Origin of the sequence: Planctopirus limnophila DSM 3776 (assembly GCF_000092105.1) — a bacterium.
Classification (GTDB): Bacteria; Planctomycetota; Planctomycetia; order Planctomycetales; family Planctomycetaceae; genus Planctopirus; species Planctopirus limnophila.
Genome location: NC_014148.1, coordinates 3,356,532 through 3,372,918, shown reverse-complemented (window position 1 = coordinate 3,372,918; position 16,387 = coordinate 3,356,532). Strand labels below are relative to the sequence as shown.

Annotated in this window: 14 protein-coding genes and 1 pseudogene; 4 read left to right on the top strand and 11 right to left on the bottom strand. The window is 53.0% G+C overall.

Translation table 11 applies throughout. From position 1 onward, the window contains the following. Positions 1-4: 4 nt before the first annotated feature. From PLIM_RS13360 to PLIM_RS22945, 8 genes are all read right to left on the bottom strand, one after another. Entirely contained in the window at positions 5-214 is a 210-nt protein-coding gene (locus tag PLIM_RS13360; RefSeq protein WP_013110854.1) for a hypothetical protein, read from the bottom strand. Positions 215-443: 229 nt separating this feature from the next. After that, a complete protein-coding gene (locus PLIM_RS22950) occupies positions 444-1,496 on the bottom strand; it encodes an FHA domain-containing protein (RefSeq protein ID WP_013110853.1) in 1,053 nt (350 codons plus the stop codon). A 489-nt stretch (positions 1,497-1,985) separates the two neighbouring features. Continuing rightward, positions 1,986-2,717: a lipoate--protein ligase family protein gene (locus PLIM_RS13350; RefSeq protein WP_052301579.1), complete on the bottom strand. Its 732-nt coding sequence runs from the start codon at positions 2,715-2,717 to the stop codon at positions 1,986-1,988. Between the two features lie 207 nt (positions 2,718-2,924). Further along, a complete protein-coding gene (gene gcvPB / locus PLIM_RS13345; protein WP_013110851.1) occupies positions 2,925-4,400 on the bottom strand; it encodes an aminomethyl-transferring glycine dehydrogenase subunit GcvPB in 1,476 nt (491 codons plus the stop codon). Positions 4,401-4,545: 145 nt separating this feature from the next. Then, positions 4,546-5,901 carry an aminomethyl-transferring glycine dehydrogenase subunit GcvPA gene (gene gcvPA, locus PLIM_RS13340; RefSeq protein ID WP_013110850.1) on the bottom strand — a complete coding sequence of 452 codons (1,356 nt, stop codon included), beginning with the start codon at positions 5,899-5,901 and terminating at the stop codon, positions 4,546-4,548. Positions 5,902-6,109: 208 nt separating this feature from the next. Next, on the bottom strand, positions 6,110-6,496 hold the full coding sequence (gene gcvH, locus PLIM_RS13335; RefSeq protein WP_013110849.1) for a glycine cleavage system protein GcvH: 387 nt from the start codon (positions 6,494-6,496) through the stop codon (positions 6,110-6,112). A 423-nt stretch (positions 6,497-6,919) separates the two neighbouring features. Next, positions 6,920-7,378 carry a ribose 5-phosphate isomerase B gene (gene rpiB / locus PLIM_RS13330; protein WP_041403645.1) on the bottom strand — a complete coding sequence of 153 codons (459 nt, stop codon included), beginning with the start codon at positions 7,376-7,378 and terminating at the stop codon, positions 6,920-6,922. Then, the gene (locus tag PLIM_RS22945) at positions 7,378-8,529 is read right to left on the bottom strand and encodes an arsenate reductase/protein-tyrosine-phosphatase family protein (protein ID WP_013110847.1); all 1,152 of its coding nucleotides are present in this window, start codon (positions 8,527-8,529) and stop codon (positions 7,378-7,380) included. The genes rpiB and PLIM_RS22945 overlap by 1 nt, the downstream gene beginning before the upstream one ends. A 441-nt stretch (positions 8,530-8,970) precedes the next feature. On the opposite strand from PLIM_RS22945, the gene PLIM_RS13320 reads away from it, so the two are divergent. After that, the gene (locus PLIM_RS13320) at positions 8,971-10,050 is read left to right on the top strand and encodes an FAD-dependent oxidoreductase (protein WP_013110846.1); all 1,080 of its coding nucleotides are present in this window, start codon (positions 8,971-8,973) and stop codon (positions 10,048-10,050) included. A 16-nt stretch (positions 10,051-10,066) separates the two neighbouring features. Here PLIM_RS13320 and PLIM_RS24760 read toward each other — a convergent pair. The 3 genes and pseudogenes from PLIM_RS24760 to PLIM_RS13305 form a co-directional block, all read right to left on the bottom strand. Beyond that, positions 10,067-10,357: pseudogene (locus PLIM_RS24760) on the bottom strand (chemotaxis protein CheX); the annotation flags it as partial. Between the two features lie 379 nt (positions 10,358-10,736). Beyond that, complete coding sequence (locus PLIM_RS13310; protein WP_230849308.1) at positions 10,737-11,561, bottom strand: alpha/beta hydrolase; 825 nt, start codon at positions 11,559-11,561, stop codon at positions 10,737-10,739. A 596-nt stretch (positions 11,562-12,157) separates the two neighbouring features. Beyond that, on the bottom strand, positions 12,158-13,135 hold the full coding sequence (locus PLIM_RS13305) for an RluA family pseudouridine synthase (protein WP_013110844.1): 978 nt from the start codon (positions 13,133-13,135) through the stop codon (positions 12,158-12,160). 319 nt (positions 13,136-13,454) lie between these two features. On the opposite strand from PLIM_RS13305, the gene PLIM_RS13300 reads away from it, so the two are divergent. The 3 genes from PLIM_RS13300 to PLIM_RS13290 all read left to right on the top strand — a co-directional run bounded on the left by PLIM_RS13300 (position 13,455) and on the right by PLIM_RS13290 (position 16,358). Next, positions 13,455-14,204, top strand: a complete 750-nt coding sequence (locus PLIM_RS13300) for a Bax inhibitor-1/YccA family protein (RefSeq protein WP_013110843.1) — start codon at positions 13,455-13,457, stop codon at positions 14,202-14,204. A gap of 223 nt (positions 14,205-14,427) precedes the next feature. Beyond that, complete coding sequence (gene mch, locus PLIM_RS13295) at positions 14,428-15,387, top strand: methenyltetrahydromethanopterin cyclohydrolase (protein WP_013110842.1); 960 nt, start codon at positions 14,428-14,430, stop codon at positions 15,385-15,387. After that, entirely contained in the window at positions 15,384-16,358 is a 975-nt protein-coding gene (locus tag PLIM_RS13290; protein ID WP_013110841.1) for an ATP-grasp domain-containing protein, read from the top strand. The genes mch and PLIM_RS13290 overlap by 4 nt, the downstream gene beginning before the upstream one ends. Positions 16,359-16,387: the final 29 nt, after the last annotated feature.

The following is a 16,387-nucleotide window of genomic DNA, read 5'->3' as shown; positions in this document are numbered from 1 at the left end:
ATCGCTAACGATTGACAGCTTCGCGAACCAGTTGCCGAGCGACTTTGTAGGCGTGCCTGACGGCAAAGGCACGCACTTCGATCTGCTCTTCCGTGTAGTATTTCCCGGAGTCGCTTTGCGGGAGCCCGGCCAGGGATAAGGTGAGAGGCATCAGGTCGAGAAATTCCCGGTAACGTCTCTGCTGTTCAGCAGCATTGGTATCCGCAGTGCTCATAAAAAGATTCCAGCAAGCCGAAGAGTGGAGCCAGGCGATATCCTGTTCAATGAATGCTCAGACACAATTGTTCTGGGCATTTTGCAGGGCGAGGTCAAGATCTGAGTCTCAGTTTGAATCAGAATTTCACTCATTCCTTCCAAGAGCCGGGATGAATGCTGAAAAGACTTTAGGTTGAGAATCTTGGGGATGATCTCTTGGGGATGATCAAAGAGCGAGAGCCCAGAAATCAGCGACCACCACGTCGATTCAAGTACTGCTTGATGATATCGCCCGCTTTATCTGAAGGTTTTTCCGTTTTAGAAGGTGAAGGGCCACCAGCAGCAGGAGGTGGTGCGACTTCGACAGCGCCGGTCTCTTCAGGATTGGGGAGCCTGATCGGTGGCGGGACGACACCGGCTGAAGGCCCCTGTGCCTGAGGTGTTTCCACCGGTTGAGGGGCATAGCCGGGCATGGGCGCCGTTTGTGGATATGCGGGAGATTGTCCTGGATAAACTGGCCCCCCCGGATAGGCCTGCTGAGGGTAGCCCGGCATGGGATAGCCGGCGGGATACATTCCCTGTGGGTAGCCAGCCGGTGGATAGCTGGCGGCAGGATAGCCTGCATTTGGGTAACCCATGCCAGGATTGGTCATGCCGGGGTATTGAGGATTCTGGTACTGGGGCATGCCAGCCGGGTATGGCTGGGGGGGATAACCTTGCGGAGGTGCTCCGACGTTGGCGTAGCCCGGAGGAGGTGCAGGGGCTAAAGGCGGAGGAGGACTCCCCACAATGGCTGTATCGCCAGTGGCGACAGGAGTGACCTCTGGAGTGTAAGCCACCATTTCATAGCTGGTGTCTTGAGCTGCTGTATCCACAGGCAAGGCCATCGAGAAGTTGGCCAGTTCCAAAGTCGCACGGGCAGCATTTTCCTCATGGACAGCAGTGCCTAATGCTGCGGTGCCTTGGCGAGCTTCCGCTGCGGATTGTGTCTCGATACTGGCTTCCGTTTTGAGGAGCAGTTGCAGTTCCAGTTTGCCAATGGTGACCTGATCACCTTCGTTGAGAATCACTTCTCCGCGAATGTTCTCACCATTGACCTGTGTGCCGTTAGTACTGCCTAAGTCTCTCAGGCGGACGGCATAATCGTCGATGGTGAAGACACAGTGGTGCCGACTGACAAGATCACTATTGGGCCTCAAGTGGCAATCCTGTTCACGGCCAACGAGAAACTTTCTCGCTGCCAGGGGAATGACTTTTCCCTGATGCTTACCAACGAGGATTTTTAACTCTGCTTTGAGCATGAGTTGGCTGCTCCCAGGATCTTACCGGATGAAATCTGCCGGGCAGGAATCTTTTGAATCATTCAAAAGACGGTTACCCCGATGATGGATTCTCTGAGACGATGAACAATGGCTGACGACAAGGGGAGAATGAAGACGAAATATTTAGATACGTTTTGCGATATGCAGTCGAGACGTAACAAATGAAAAACAATTACCGTTAGCAATTCCTTGATTGTTTCACGCTACCAGTCAACGGCGAGAGCGTCAATCAATGAAGTTTCTGAATTCGAACTGAATTAGAATTCTTTCTCGATGTGTTCAAAGGTCAATGGTTTGTCGTTGTTTTTTTGAACATGAGCTTGTGTTTTTGGCTATTCAAAATCTGGTGGTCATGAAGTTGGAGATATTACCACAGTGGATGTCTTCTTGATGGAGAAAGAGTTTGGCGTGCCATCGCTTTTCTAAGTGAGAATTCCAGTGTGAGTGGTTGCTGTGGCTCGTGCGGGATCAGGCGGATGTCTCGGCTTCATTCAGGAGAGAACTCAGTTCGGCGGGCCAGTCGTTGTGAATGTGAACCTGCTGGCTGATGTGGCTGGCGATTTTTGTGGCGAGTACCAAACGGTGAGACTCGTTGAATTGTGTCCCACAGATATCGCTGACGCCGTGGATTTCGGGAGTCACTGGCGAGCTGCTGAGAATCAGGCTGCCATGTTGTAAGAGTGAGCCTTTTCGCCTGCGCTGGGCACTTCCCAGGATTTTCTGATGCCCGATGACGAGGTCGTTTTCGTCCGTGCGGAGAAAGCAGAGATCAGGTTCCATTGGCAAGTGAGTGGTGACCCCACGGAACTGTGCGGGAATGCCGATGGAGTTCAGGACATCAACAATGGGTTGATGAATTGTGGCATAGAGTTCGTGCGGCTTTTCGACGAGTTGTGGCCAATGGGGGACTGTCAGGCTGTAAGTCCATTCGCGGTCATGGAGAATGGCACCACCACCTGAAAGCCTTCGAACCACTGGCAGAGATTGCCAGCGGGGAGTGGCAACAATGGCTTCGAGTTTCTGAAAGTAGCCGATGGAGAGCGTGGGTTCATTCCAGGCGTAGAATCGAAGAATACCAGCCTGCTCTGGCCATTGGCTCGTCGCTGCGCCGCTCAAGAGTAAGGCATCCCGGCGCATATTCTCGAACCCCGAAAGTGGCTGTGGTTCGAGAATGATATGGCAGTGTTCGAGTTGGCGCATGGGGGACATTGTCATTGATAGGGTGACCCCAGGCTGGGGACTGAGCGGGGCGAATTTCTGAGTCTCTTTGCCTGGTATCCGTTCGACCTGCCCACTGGAATAAAAGAAGCCCGGCAGATGTCGTCGTCGCTTGGGATCAAATGACAGGGGTTGACATGAGCAGGGCTCAGGTGAAATTTTTAGTTCAGAGATCAAAACTTATTTGGATCACACTCCAACTTTCGGACTCCAGGAGAGGACTGGCTGCCGGGCCGCCTGGACGTCGTTGGGGCGGCTGACTGGCAGCGAATGTGGAGCATCGTGCAGGAACTCGGCGGATTCCTCGGTGATCTTGCGAATAGTTTCGGCGAAGGCATCGAGTGTGGCTTTGGATTCCGTCTCAGTCGGTTCCATCATCAGAGCTTCAGGCACGACGAGCGGGAAATAGACGGTCGGTGCATGGAAGCCAAAATCGAGCAGGCGTTTGGCGATATCCATGGCCGAAATGTGCTTTTCTTTGGAGAGTTTGGAGGCGGAAGCGACGAACTCGTGAAGGCAGTATTCGCCATGAGCGGCAGGAAGAATGTCCTTCAGGATGGCTTTGAGGTAGTTGGCATTGAGAATGGCGTGTTCGGCAGCTTTGCGAACACCTTCTGGGCCTAAAGTTCTTAAGTAGCAGTAGCCTCGAATAAGGATGCCGACATTTCCGAAGAAGGTACGGACTTTACCAATGGTCTTCTCGGGCGTGACGAGTTGATAGACAGTCTGGCCGTTTTCGGCAGTCGATTTTTCGATGATTGGTGCCGGGAGGTAAGGCTTCAGGAAATCGCGGACAGCAATCGGGCCTGACCCTGGTCCACCGGCTCCGTGTGGGCCTGTGAATGTTTTGTGGACATTGTAATGCATCATGTCGCCGCCGAAGTCACCGGGGCGGGTGATGCCCATGATGGCATTCATGTTGGCACCATCGATGTAAACGAGACCGCCCACATCGTGAATGATCTTGGCCACTTCAGCGATCTGTTTTTCGAAAAGGCCGAGCGTATTCGGATTGGTCACCATGAGACAGGCTGTCGAGCTGTCGGCATGCTTTCGCAGTTCTTCGACATCCATGAGGCCATTGGCAGTGGCTGGCAACTGGACACAGTCAAAACCTGCAATGGCAGCACTGGCTGGATTCGTTCCGTGGGCACTGGCGGGAAATAGCACCTTGCGGCGGTTTTCACCTTTGTCACGGAAGTAGGCGGCAGCCACCATCAAGGCCGTGAGTTCACCTTGAGCACCAGCGGCGGGCTGGAGGGAAACAGCAGGCAGCCCCGCGATTTCACCCAGCATGTTCTGCATTTCGTACAGAATCGCGAGCAGGCCCTGCATACGGTCTGCATGCTGATAAGGGTGAACGTCTACAATGCCGCCGAGTTTGGAAAGACGCTCATGACGCTTGGGGTTGTATTTCATCGTGCAACTCCCCAGCGGGTAGAAGTGCGTATCCACCGACATATTCAAGGTAGAAAGATTGACATAGTGACGAACAATATCGGGCTCGGCGACTTCCGGGAGTGGAAGTGGTTTTTGGGCGAGAAACTTTGCGGGAATGAGTTCCTCAACCGCTCGGTTGGGAACATCGCACTGAGGTAGTCGAGCCGCTCTGCGGCCTGGGCTCGAGAGATCAAAAATCAATTGAGTTGCGAGGGTGTTACGCATCCAAAAACCTTTTGGCGGAATTTTTTTTCGCTGTGCTTTTCGTTGCAAAATTGTTCGGTAGAAGAGCCTGCTGATGTGAAAATTACACGGCAAAACAGGCGGGTTGGATCAATGGCAGGCGGGAGCCTGCCCTACTTCTGCTGCCCTACTTGAGGAGGTTGACCAGATGATCGATCTGAGCTTTTGTTCTTTGTTCCGTGACGGCAACCAGCAAGAGATTTTCGGTATCGGGCATACCGGGAATCGGTGCAAACTGGCTGAGTGCGGGGCCGATATCCACACCCGCTTTAGCAACTTTTTCAATCAGCGTCGGTGCACTTTGGGGAGCCTGAATGACAAACTCTTTGAACTTGGGTGTTTCGCTGAAGAGAATTGTGTAGCCGGGGATAGCGGCAATTTGCCTGGCTGCGTAATGAGCTTTTTGCAGGCACAATTCGGCAGTCTCTTTGAAACCCTGAGGACCCATCTGGGCCATAAACATCGTTGCCCGGAGGGCCATTAATCCCTGATTGGTGCAGATGTTACTGGTCGCTTTATCGCGGCGAATGTGCTGTTCACGAGCTTGCAGGCTGAGAACAAAGCAACGCCCCCCGGTGCGATCAATCGTTTCCCCAATCAATCGGCCTGGCATGCGGCGGATGAAGTCGTTGCGGCAGGCAAGAATTCCGAGATAAGGGCCTCCGAATTGTAAGGGAATCCCGAGTGACTGGCCTTCGGCAACAACGATATCTGCACCCAGTTCGCCGGGTCTGGCGAGCAGGCCCAGACTGATTGGATCCGTCGAGACAACCATCAATGACTCTTTGGCATGAGTCAAGTCAGCAATGGCAGCGAGATCTTCGATGTTTCCCAGAAAGTTCGGATTTTGAACGATAACAGCTGCCGTGTTCTCGTCGATCGCTCCGGCGAGCTTTGTCAAATCGACCGTGCCATCGGATCCGACGGGAATGTGAATCACTTCGGTGGAAGTGTGCCCGACGTAGGTCCGCAGAACCTGTGTATATTCGGGGTGCAACGCACCAGCGATGACCACCCGTCCTGTGCGGCCCGTCGTACGCATCGCCATGAGAGTGGCTTCGCTGACAGATCCTCCACCTTCGTACAAAGAGGCGTTCGAGACCTGCATGCCTGTGAGCTGGCAGATCATGGTCTGATATTCGAAGAACGCCTGCAGAGTTCCTTGGGAAGCCTCTGCCTGGTAAGGAGTGTAGGCAGTGTAATACTCGCCGCGACCAGTGATTTCGTCGACCACACTGGGAATGTAGTGATCGTAAGCACCACCACCCTGGAAGCACATGCGAGAGGTTGCGCCGCTGGATTGTGAAGCGAGCTGGCGGAGATGCTGCTCGAGTTCCATTTCACTGAGAGCAGGCGGGAGATCGAGCAGTTTGTCGAGCTGCAGCGGTTTTGGAATCTGCTGCAAAAGTTGATCAATCGAATCAACACCAATCCGAGAAAGCATCGCCTGCTCTTCGGTAGCCGTAGCGAACAAATAGCTCACGAGTGGGAATCCTACCCTGGTAAAAATGACCGCCTCTCAGTAGAGCGAGAGAGCGAACTTAAAAATGCTTGAAAATTCGACAGATTTTACTGGTTTCATCACGAGGTCGAAGAATTATAGGCACTCGTGAGAATAGTCCATCGATGACAGTAATTTGACAGATCTTCGCAGTGTGCGGATCAGCCGGGAAGATCCTCGCCTTGCCGACTTAGTGAGCTTCGGACTCGCAGTGTTTTTCGTAGGAAGCTCGATCTAGGAGTTGTTCCAGACCTGACAGATCTGAGACTTTCATCTTGATCAGCCAGCCGTTGCCGAAGGGATCACTGGAGAGTGGCTCGGTATTATCGCCGAGACTGGGGTTGGTTTCTGTGACGACACCGGCGAGTGGGGCATAGACATCGCTGACGGCTTTGACGCTCTCAACCTCGCCACAGGACTCACCGACTTTGAGAGCTTTGCCGGGCTTGGGCAGATCGATGTAAACCAGGTCGCTCAAGAGCTGAACGGCGAAATCGGTAATTCCGACAGTTGCAACATCACCTTCAATCGCGACCCATTCATGAGTCTTTGCATACTTAAGTGCCGCCAAATCCATGAACGTCGCATCCTTCCGGAAAGTTTTTGTCAAAGAAATCAAATGATCTTAGTCGTCAGGTTTTGGAATTGCCCACGAGAAATACTGCTCGTGTGGTCAATCGTGTCGATCTCTGCTGTTGAAGCGGCAGTCACATCAAGATGTGTTTGAGCGTGATCAGGGTTATCGATGTCCTGGTCAGACACAGCTTCATGGATGCCATGGTCGCTCTTCATTGGGTAAAGCTGAGATGTCGGCGTTGTTCTCGATGTTGTGAAAAGAGATCAACACATCTGCCGGTTACTCAATGCGACCATCGGTGATTCATTTGCAGATCGACAAGACATGTCAACAAGATATCGCGACGATCGGGCGAGTCAAAGCGACTTCCCGGAAGAAAGTGATTATCGTCAGTGCTCATGACTTTTTGCGAAGGCATGCGAGTCAGGAGTTCGATGAAAATTCTTCGGACTCGTAATGAGAGATTTTGTCGACACGCCGGGCATGCCTGGCACCTTCGAATTCAGTGGTGAGCCAGATTTCGACCATTCTCATGGCAAATGGCTCGCCGAGAAGATCGCCCGAGAGACACATGACGTTAGCGTTATTGTGTCGGCGACTGAGTTCGGCAGTGACGTCATCGTGGCAAGTAGCGGCTCGAACACCACGGAATTTATTGGCGACGATGCACATGCCCATGCCTGTGCCACAGATGAGGATGCCACGATCGACCTCTGCACGAGAGACGGCTTTTGCCACGCGGGCACCGTAGTCGGGGTAATCGACGCTCTCGTGATCCTGCGGTCCAAAATCGAGAGCCTGATGTCCGAGATCGGACACCAGTGCGAGGATTTTGGATTTGATTTGCACGCCGCGATGATCGCTGGCAACGGCTATCTTCATCATGACGGGTGGGATCTTAACGACAAGAGGTCCTGAATAATCTGTTGCAAATGCGTTTCAATGACTTGCTTGCAGGAACGATAGACATCACGTCCCCCACCAATCGGGTCGGCAATGTCTTTCCCGGCGGGAGACAAAGTTCGCACGCGTGAAGCCAGATCCGGCCTTTCGGCAAGAATGGCGTCGCGATGTCCACGTGTCATGGTATAGATCATATCGACCTGCTGCAGCAATCGCTCGGTCAGAGGCTGACTTTCGTGATTACGAAGGTCAAGACCTTCATCGGCAAGCAGTGCAATGGCTTCGGGGTTGGCAGGTGCACCGATGGCTGCCGCTAAACCTGCCGAGAGAATGACGTAACCGTGATCGACAAGTTCTTCTTCGGGGCAGCTCAGTTTTTCCGCAAGGAGTTTGCGGAAAAGGACTTCGGCCATGGGGCTGCGGCAGGTGTTGCCTGTGCAGGCGAATAGGATGACTTCGCTGGCAAGTCGACCCATCGTGCGGTCGGAGACAACCCCTGGGAATGCGATGTTCCAATCGTTATTGCCGATCTGGACGACGGTACCCGGTTCGCCGTAGCGGGAAGGGCCGTCATCGACAATGAGTGCGAGGTTGTTGCCAAACCTCTGGTCGGCATCCCGGGCATGCCTGAGCGGTGGCCGGCCGGGCTGAGCTTCCGAAAGTGCGATCAGGGGGCCGGGCAACAAATTCAGAATATCGGCCGGGAGTGTGTGTGCCGGGACACGGAAAGAGACCGTGTTTTCTGGGGCCGTGAGGAGATGACGGCTGGTTTCAGGGAGCTGTTCGAAGAACCATCCGCAGTGAGATTTTGGGAATCGCAACGTCACAGGGCCTGGCCAGCAACGTCGGATGAGTTTGCGGCCGTATCGCGACTGCTCGACCAGATAATCGAGTGCTTCGTCAGCCGCTTTAAGCAGGAGTTCGAACTGGGGTGGTTGATGATTGACTGCGAGTTCAGTGGCTAGAGCCTTCAGCCGCTGGACACCAACTTCAGAAAGTGCACTGGCAGCAACGGTATAGGTGGTTTCGGTGGGGAGACCAACCAATTCACCTTGCGCCAAAGACTGGCACACCCGGTGAATGACATCTCGCGGATCATCAGAACGGCGGATCTCAACGATGTCAGTCATCGAATTATGATCCGTTCCGATCTCTCGTCTGAAGTGATGAACGCCGCGATTGCCTGCTGAAAGTGAAGTTAAGTCTAGGAAGCCGGGCCCAACGGTTCAAGAGCTTCGACAAAAACGTCTTGTGGTTTGGGTGCGTGGCCTGGAGAAGGGCCAGGTATGGCTGTGCGACAAACACATCACAGTGGTCGGTTTTGATGAGTCAGTTAGCGCGAGATTCGAATTGAGCTTTCAGGCGAAATGAGTCGGGAGAATCCGTTTTATCGTCAAAATGAACCGAATGAGAGAATGTTTCATATTTTACCCAGGCTTCTCATAGCCCTTATTTGTTCGTTGTGCCGATGGAAACGAGGGCTATTTGTGGACGGACGAATTGAGGGAAATTGACCGGGTGTTGGTTTGGGGAACTGTGGTTCGTCAGGCGTGTCGTGAAAGGATCCAGCCATGTACGATTGCACCATTGCTGGTGGAACGGCTCTCGCGGTCGAAGTGGCCACGACGGCGGCACGGCTGGGATTACGAACTGCTTTGATTGAACCTGCGTCGGCATGGGAAATCTCCAGCGAGTCTGTCGGGGCACAGTGGTCACCCGAATTCCTGGAAATGATCACTCAAAATGAGTTTGCCGCAGCAACGAGTTCACAGACTTTGGCTCGTCGATTGCTTCCTTTTGGCCGACGAGAGCAGGAACGCCAGCAGACGCTCTTGAGGGAGGCCCGGGTTGATTGTTTCCCCGGTGCGGCGAAGGTCGTGGGGGCCGATGGCGCCTCGATTGCAGTGATGCCCATGAGTGCTGCAAATCCATCGGTGAAGCAGCCGGTTGTTGACGGGCCACTCCTGATGACACATCTGCTGATTGTGGCGACGGGATCTATGGTGGCTCCTGTCCGCCATGGTGTTTCGCCTCAAGTTCCGCATGAATCGTTGAATAGCAAAAGTTCGCTGCCATTTTCACTGGGAGAATTGTTTTTGGCGAGGTCGACTCCAAAGTCGATGGTGGTGCTGGGGAGTAATCGCTGGGCCCAGGCGGTGGCGAAGATCTACAGCAGGTTGGGGAGTGATGTTCTGCTGTTGGGGCGGCGTTTGCCCGAAAGGCAGAAATCGACTGAATGGCAAGAGTTTCGCGCCGGGATTCGCGGATTGAGGCCACGCGGTGATTATTGCGAAGTGGAGATCTGCAGCGGGGAACGTGTGTTGGTGCAGACCGTCGTTTCCTGCCAGACAGAAGTCGGTGTGACGGCGGACCTTGATCTGGGCAAAGTTGGTATTGAATCGGATGAGTGCGGGAAGCTCTGGTGCGATGCCATGGGGCGAACCTGGCACCCGCAGATTCTGGCGATGGGTTCCGTGGTGGGTTTCCCGGAAGAACTCCAGCAGCCTCGAAATATCAGACAGCTTCTGGAAGAGGTGTATCTGCTGAAGGAGTCGCGAACTGGAAATTCCAGCTCACATCCAGCAGGCATAAGCCGAATGAAGTCTCCAAAGTGGCTGTCTGCCTCAAAGGCCAGTTTGCCGACAAATTGACCAACTCCTCGGCAGTGAGCTGTCGGGGTGTGCCAATGAGAAAGCCCAACTGTGGCAGGTTCCCTTTGCCGGAACCTGCCACCATATTGGCTACCTCACCGACGATATCCCGCAACAAACCCAGATCGCCTTCGGCACCGAAGCCCGTGAGCCGCTCGACAAACTGGTCAGCGACAGATTCTGCAACACTCAAGATGACTCGCCCAGGTGCTGTCCCCGTGAGGTCGATGGCAATTGTGATGGATTCCAGTGGTGGTGCTGAATCTGGAGGACAAATGGATTGAATTTGACAAGTGGCTTGAAGCATGCAGAGAAAAACTTCGGTGGCGGCATCGCAAAAAGGGATGATCCAGGCAGCTGGCGATGCATAGAGCTCTGTCACGACAAATCCTGAAACGTGGTGAAATTGCAAAAGTGCCCAGTGAGTTCTGACATCTGACCAGGACGCAGATCGAAAGGCATGGTTTGTGGGTCGCGTCAATAAGTTGTTCGCGAATGTCACCAGTATTTGCTGACGAGCCTTGAATCATTTGGAACGCGAAATGTATAGGGCTTCGGTTCCAATAAAGATCAGGAAGTTCGCGAAGGTCACTTAAGAAGTTGATTCAAGGGCTCTCAGAAATCAACGAAATGTCTGATTTCTTACTGTATTGATGGGGTCATTCAACTTTTTGATGTGCAGGGTCTCATTTTTTGATCCAGCCGAGGTCTACCAGAAATTTGTCAGCTTCAGTGAGAGTCTTGTCATAGTTTTCACCTCGATTGAAGAAGCCATGTTCTGCACCTTCGTAGCCTACTAACTTGCAGGGTCTGCCGGCTTTTTTCATCTCAGCTTCGAATGCGACGACCGAAGCGTAGGGAACTGTGCTGTCTTTCGTGCCATGGAGAATCAAGGTTGGTGGAGTCTGCGGACCGACGTGATGAGCCGGTGAGATGGCTGTGGCCTCGACGCCGAATCGTTCAGTGCTGAGTTTTGCTCTGGCTCCTGGGGGTTGCCAACCAGCGATGGGTGCGAGAGTGCAGGCAGGATTGAAGAGAATCATGGCGTTGGGACGTTCATCACTGCCAAAACCACTGATGGTGCCGGTTGAGGCTGCAAGGTGGCCTCCGGCAGAGCCTCCTGAAGCAGCAATCTTGTCAGGATCAACGCCTAATCGCTTGGCGTTTTCTCGAACCCAGGCGATAGCAGCCTTGGCGTCCTTTACGCATTCAACAACTTGCACATTGTGTCTGGATTTGACCCTGTAGTCGGCCACAATCGCAATCATGCCTCGTTTAGCAAAGTGCCGTGCCTGATTTTCAAATTGTGCTGGTGATCCGGAATTCCAGCCACCGCCGAAGAAAAACACAATGGCGGGCTTAGTAGTTTTAGGATCAGACTCCCCGAAGATCCAGAGCTTCAATTCTGTCGAACCTGTTTTTCGGTAGGTCTCGACTCGAGCCTCTTTGAATTCGGGTGGGTAGGAGAACTGTGCGGATAAAGATAACGGTGCAATTAAAGGGATCAGCAAGAAGCCTAAAATTCGAGTGAGTTTTAGTGATTGGTTAATTATTAGCCTTGATGGCTTTCGTTGATCGTCGTGAATCATGACGAGTCTTTCGGGTGGGTGCTATTTGTGGAAAATGTTGAGTGAACTTTAAATGCGATTGAGTGGGAATGTTTTGTCTTGGGCCGATTTATTGAGAGCGAAATGCATTCATGAACAGGGAATTGACCTGCTGGCCATCGAAGTATCTGGCACGACGATCAGATTCATTGATGACTGAAATTTAAATCTCAGAAAGTAAATGTTCAGAGACTTTTCGAAGTTCCGCAAAAATTTCATACTTGATTTGGCTGATCTTTTCCTAGCCGAGGACTTTGGAAATTGAAAGTCTGAACTTGAAGTTTACTCGCGTGAGATCCTGATGATCTTTGCAGGTTGAGCGATGACTTGGCAGATATTCTTGCTGGCGCAAACGGAATTGCAGGCGTTTGCCGCATTTGTTGCTGATGCTCATTAAGAGCAGCTTCCGAGTGATCGAAACTCAGTCGGCCGTCGGGCGTTGTTCAATGATTTTTTGAACTTCTATCCGACAGAGTGGAGTTCTTTGCTGAACCGCTTTTTCAAGTTTGGCCAAGGCGGGCGAGTTCGATGGCTTGGCGCAGATCGTCGGGCAAGGGAGCTTGAAAGTCTTGCCACTCGTTGGTGAGCGGGTGGGCGAAGGAAAGGCATGCGGCGTGTAAGGCTTGTCGATTGATGAGAAGAGAGACCTGCACGCGTTCACTTTCTGGCCAGACGAGTGGCCGGATTTCCCCTCCTTTGAGGTAGAACTCGTCTCCCACAATGGGGAACCCGATGGTTGCCAGATGAATACGAATCTGATGCATACGGCCTGTGCGGGGTTTGGCCTCGACAAGAGTGTGTTGCGGAAACCGTTCCACTACTCGAAGAGAGGTTTTCGAGGCCTGGGCTTCGAGAGCATCGGCCCGGCAAGACATGAGCGCACTGGAGCAACCTGGTGCCCTGCCAATCGGAAGGTCGATGACCAGTTGATCGTCTGTGAGGACACCTTCGACGAGTGCGAGATAACTTTTGGAAATTCGGCCCAGCTGGAACTGGATCGAGAGTAAGCGGTGGGAAAGATGTTCTTTGCAAATGGCCATGGCACCGCTGGTATCGCGGTCCAGCCTGTGGACAATCCCGGGTCGCTCAAGGCCGGGATGAGTCGATTGTTTGTCGAGATAATGCTGGACAGCGTTAATCAGCGTACCATCAGGGATTTCGCCAGTCGGGTGAGCAATGAGACCTGCAGGCTTGTTGATGACGAGCAGGGAGTCGTCTTCAAACAGGATTTCGAGCGGAGTTGGTTCGGGGGGGACGAACAGGTCGGGTGGCTCTGTAAGTTGAATGGTCACCTGTTGGCCGGGATGCACACGTTGAGTGGTGGCAGCGACTTGCCCATCGATCGTAACCAGGCCAGCGGCAACCATGCGGAGAATCCGCCAGCTCGTGTAGCTGCGAAAGTGTTTGACCAAAAAACTGTCGACACGGACTCCTGCCAGATATTTTTCGACAGTGACCGTTTTTGACAGAATGGCCATCGGTTCAGAGTTCTTGTCGGGGGGGCTTGATTGTCGAAAAATGCCGGGGTGAAGCGACATCGAGGGCGTCAGACATGAACGCTGATATCTTGTAACAGATTTCTGTATTAGAGGTTATGGTTGATGGCGGATTCCTGGAAAGAGCTGGCGATCTGCTTTGTTATCAGTGTTTAGGGATGGATCATTCAGCCAAAGAATTTCAAAAAACTGAGTCATTGATCATCTATTCGAGGGCCGAGAACGTATTAGTATCTGGTAGATTTCATCAGTCTGCTACGGTTTCCGACAGCAAATTCAATTTTTCGAAGGTCAGTACACGATGCGTACCGGGAATCCAGTTCTGAACGAGAGTGCTTTTGATCGCTGGGCTCATGAGGGTGGCCTGTCGTCGTCCTCTGTGATGACTGTTTCTGGAGCCGTCAACAAGTCGATGGTTCTGATTGGTTTGACAGCCAGCCTGGGATTACTGTCCTTCAGCTATCTGCAGAACAATCCACAGCTGTTAATGCCATCTTTGATCGGCAGTGCAATTGGCGGGCTGATTGCCAGCTTGTGTGTCTGTTTCTGGCTCCGCAGTGCACCTGTGGCAGCACCCATTTATGCACTCCTGGAAGGTGTGTTTCTGGGGGGGATCACCACAATTTTTGAGGCCCGCTTCCCGGGAATTGGCGTACAGGCGATCGCCGCCACCGTGGGTGTGGCTGCCGCGATGCTGCTGGCCTACAAGGTGGGCTTGATTCGTGCCACAGCCACATTCCGCGCCGGCATAATTGCCGCCACCGGAGGAATTGGTCTGGTCTATCTGCTGGCGTTCGTTTTAAGCCTGTTCAATATTCAGGCGATGTCATTCGTATATGACGCTTCGCTCCTGGGGATTGGGTTCACAGCCTTTTGCGTCATCATTGCGGCCTTGAATCTGATTCTGGACTTTGACTTTATTGCGACGGCAGCCTCTCAAAACTTGCCTAAGAATTATGAGTGGCTCGCTGCCCATGGGCTGAATGTGACTCTGGTGTGGCTGTATCTGGAAATGTTGCGTCTGCTCAGCAAGTTGCAAAGTCGAGACTAGAAACGACTTATGTTCTTTCTCCTGTGGTGGATGTGCCCTGCATTCCCCACACGGTAGAAAAATGAAACGAAACATGACTCGCGAGAATCGGCAGGTGGCTGGTTCTCGCGAGTTGTCTTTCAATCGTTTACAATTCGGCCATCTTCGTGTTGACTCACTCATTTGCTGGGTAAGCACCAGTGATTGTTTGATCGATTATTGACTTCGAAAAAAGCCACGCCGCATGAATCTTGAACTCAACGAACTGTCTCTCTCGATTATTGAAGAAGTCGTTGAGTCGCCGGATCATTTCCGGATTATTGCCCATGAATCGGCTGGAACAGGTTTGCTGCTCGATTTTGGAGTTGAGGCGGAAGGTTCACTTGAAGCAGGTCAGGTGCTTTCGACCGTCTGCATGGCGGGCCTGGCGACAGTCAATCTGCAGCCGCAGCTTTTAGGCAAGTGGCAGTGGCCCCATGTGGTCGTGGAGACCGATTACCCGGTGGCAGCCTGCCTTTATAGCCAGTATGCAGGGTGGCAGCTTTCGAGTGGCAAGTTTCATGCGATGGGGAGCGGCCCCATGCGAGCGGCGGCTGGTGTCGAACCATTGTTCGATAAGCTGTGGTACAAGGAAGAAGCCGACCATGTGGTAGGGATTCTGGAAACAGCCATGCTCCCACCCGAATCGATATTTGAGGAAATCTCAGCGAAAACGGGGGTTGAGCCGGCTGATATCACACTGTTGATTGCACCGACGTCATCCGTTGCGGGGAACTATCAAGTGGCGGCCCGTTCTGTCGAAACGGCGATGCACAAACTGCTGGAGTTGGGATTTGACGTGCATCGAATTCGCAGTGGCTTTGGTTCAGCACCTTTGCCACCTGTTGCCGCGAATGATTTGCAGGGCATCGGTCGAACCAACGATGCGATTCTCTACGGCTCGACGGTCACTCTGCTGATGACCGGAGATGACGCATCGATTGCCGAGATTCTGCCCCAGGTTCCATCGAAATCTTCGTCGGTCTTTGGAAAAACTTTCCTGGAGATCTTCGAAGCTGCCGGACGCGACTTCTACAAAATTGACAAGCTGTTGTTCAGCCCCGCCCAGGTGATTGTGCAGAACGTCGATACCGGTCGAGTGCATGTGGCGGGCGAGCCTCATGTGCCTCTGGTGCTTAAGTCGTTTGGTCTGGTTGCGGAATGACAGCCATCTTGAAGATGGGTGTGCTGTCACAGCCCGGGAACTGGTCGCTGGAGCAGTTGGAACTGGCCGCGAGAGAGCGTGGCCATATGGTCGTTCCGCTGGAGTTTTCTGAACTGGCAGCAAGCTGCGGATCAGGAACTCGATCAGCAGATCGTCCTATTGAGATCACAGGGCAGACATTTCTGACCCCATCAAAAGAGGCAACACCTCATTTTGAACTGGACGGATTGGATGCGTTGATTGTCAGGTCTATGCCCGGCGGTTCGCTGGAGCAGGTGGTAACGCGGATGAATCTGCTGGCGTTGGCCGAGCAGAAAGGTCTGCCGATCATCAATTCACCCAGGTCGCTGGAATGTGCGATTGATAAGTTTCTCACCACGGCTCGCCTCGCTCATGCCGGGCTGCCGGTGCCGGCCACATTTGTTTGCGAGACAGCACAGGAAGCATTGCAAGCCTTTGAGAAGCTCGGGCGAAATGTGGTGCTCAAGCCACTGTTTGGGTCTGAAGGGCGAGGGATTTTTCGTATCGAAGAGCCGGAATTGCTCTGGAGAGTGGCACAAACTCTGGTGCGAACGGGAGCCGTGCTTTACCTGCAAGAGTATATTGATCATGGTGGTCGCGACCTGCGAGTGCTGGTGCTCAATGGTGCGCCTCTAGGGGCGATTGAACGCAAGTCTCAAGAAGATTTCCGCACGAATCTCTCGCTGGGAGGCCAATCGATGCGTACAGAACTCGATGATGAAACAGCCAGCCTGGCGGTCGCTGCTGCAAAAACTGTAGGGACTGTGTTCGCAGGTGTCGATCTGGTACGACGTCCGGATGGTCAATGGCTGCTGCTGGAAGTGAATGGAGTTCCCGGCTGGAAGGGATTTCAAGCTGCAACAGGAATTCCCGTCGCAACACGCTTGATCGAGTATGTCGAGCAGCTCGTGGAGGCTTCACAGGTTGGGCGATCTGAACCGGGCCGCTGAATCGTTTCTTGTGTGTCATTGGTGAACTG

What these genes read in the sequence shown, in the direction of transcription:
- PLIM_RS13300 (WP_013110843.1), top strand. Translation starts at nt 13,455, where the DNA reads ATGCGTACCGGGAATCCAGTTCTGAACGAGAGTGCTTTTGATCGCTGG.
- PLIM_RS13320 (WP_013110846.1), top strand. Translation starts at nt 8,971, where the DNA reads ATGTACGATTGCACCATTGCTGGTGGAACGGCTCTCGCGGTCGAAGTG.
- gcvPB (WP_013110851.1), bottom strand. Translation starts at nt 4,400, where the DNA reads ATGCGTAACACCCTCGCAACTCAATTGATTTTTGATCTCTCGAGCCCA.
- PLIM_RS13290 (WP_013110841.1), top strand. Translation starts at nt 15,384, where the DNA reads ATGACAGCCATCTTGAAGATGGGTGTGCTGTCACAGCCCGGGAACTGG.
- gcvH (WP_013110849.1), bottom strand. Translation starts at nt 6,496, where the DNA reads ATGGATTTGGCGGCACTTAAGTATGCAAAGACTCATGAATGGGTCGCG.
- rpiB (WP_041403645.1), bottom strand. Translation starts at nt 7,378, where the DNA reads ATGAAGATAGCCGTTGCCAGCGATCATCGCGGCGTGCAAATCAAATCC.
- mch (WP_013110842.1), top strand. Translation starts at nt 14,428, where the DNA reads ATGAATCTTGAACTCAACGAACTGTCTCTCTCGATTATTGAAGAAGTC.
- PLIM_RS22945 (WP_013110847.1), bottom strand. Translation starts at nt 8,529, where the DNA reads ATGACTGACATCGTTGAGATCCGCCGTTCTGATGATCCGCGAGATGTC.
- PLIM_RS13360 (WP_013110854.1), bottom strand. Translation starts at nt 214, where the DNA reads ATGAGCACTGCGGATACCAATGCTGCTGAACAGCAGAGACGTTACCGG.
- PLIM_RS13350 (WP_052301579.1), bottom strand. Translation starts at nt 2,717, where the DNA reads ATGCGCCAACTCGAACACTGCCATATCATTCTCGAACCACAGCCACTT.
- PLIM_RS22950 (WP_013110853.1), bottom strand. Translation starts at nt 1,496, where the DNA reads ATGCTCAAAGCAGAGTTAAAAATCCTCGTTGGTAAGCATCAGGGAAAA.
- PLIM_RS13305 (WP_013110844.1), bottom strand. Translation starts at nt 13,135, where the DNA reads ATGGCCATTCTGTCAAAAACGGTCACTGTCGAAAAATATCTGGCAGGA.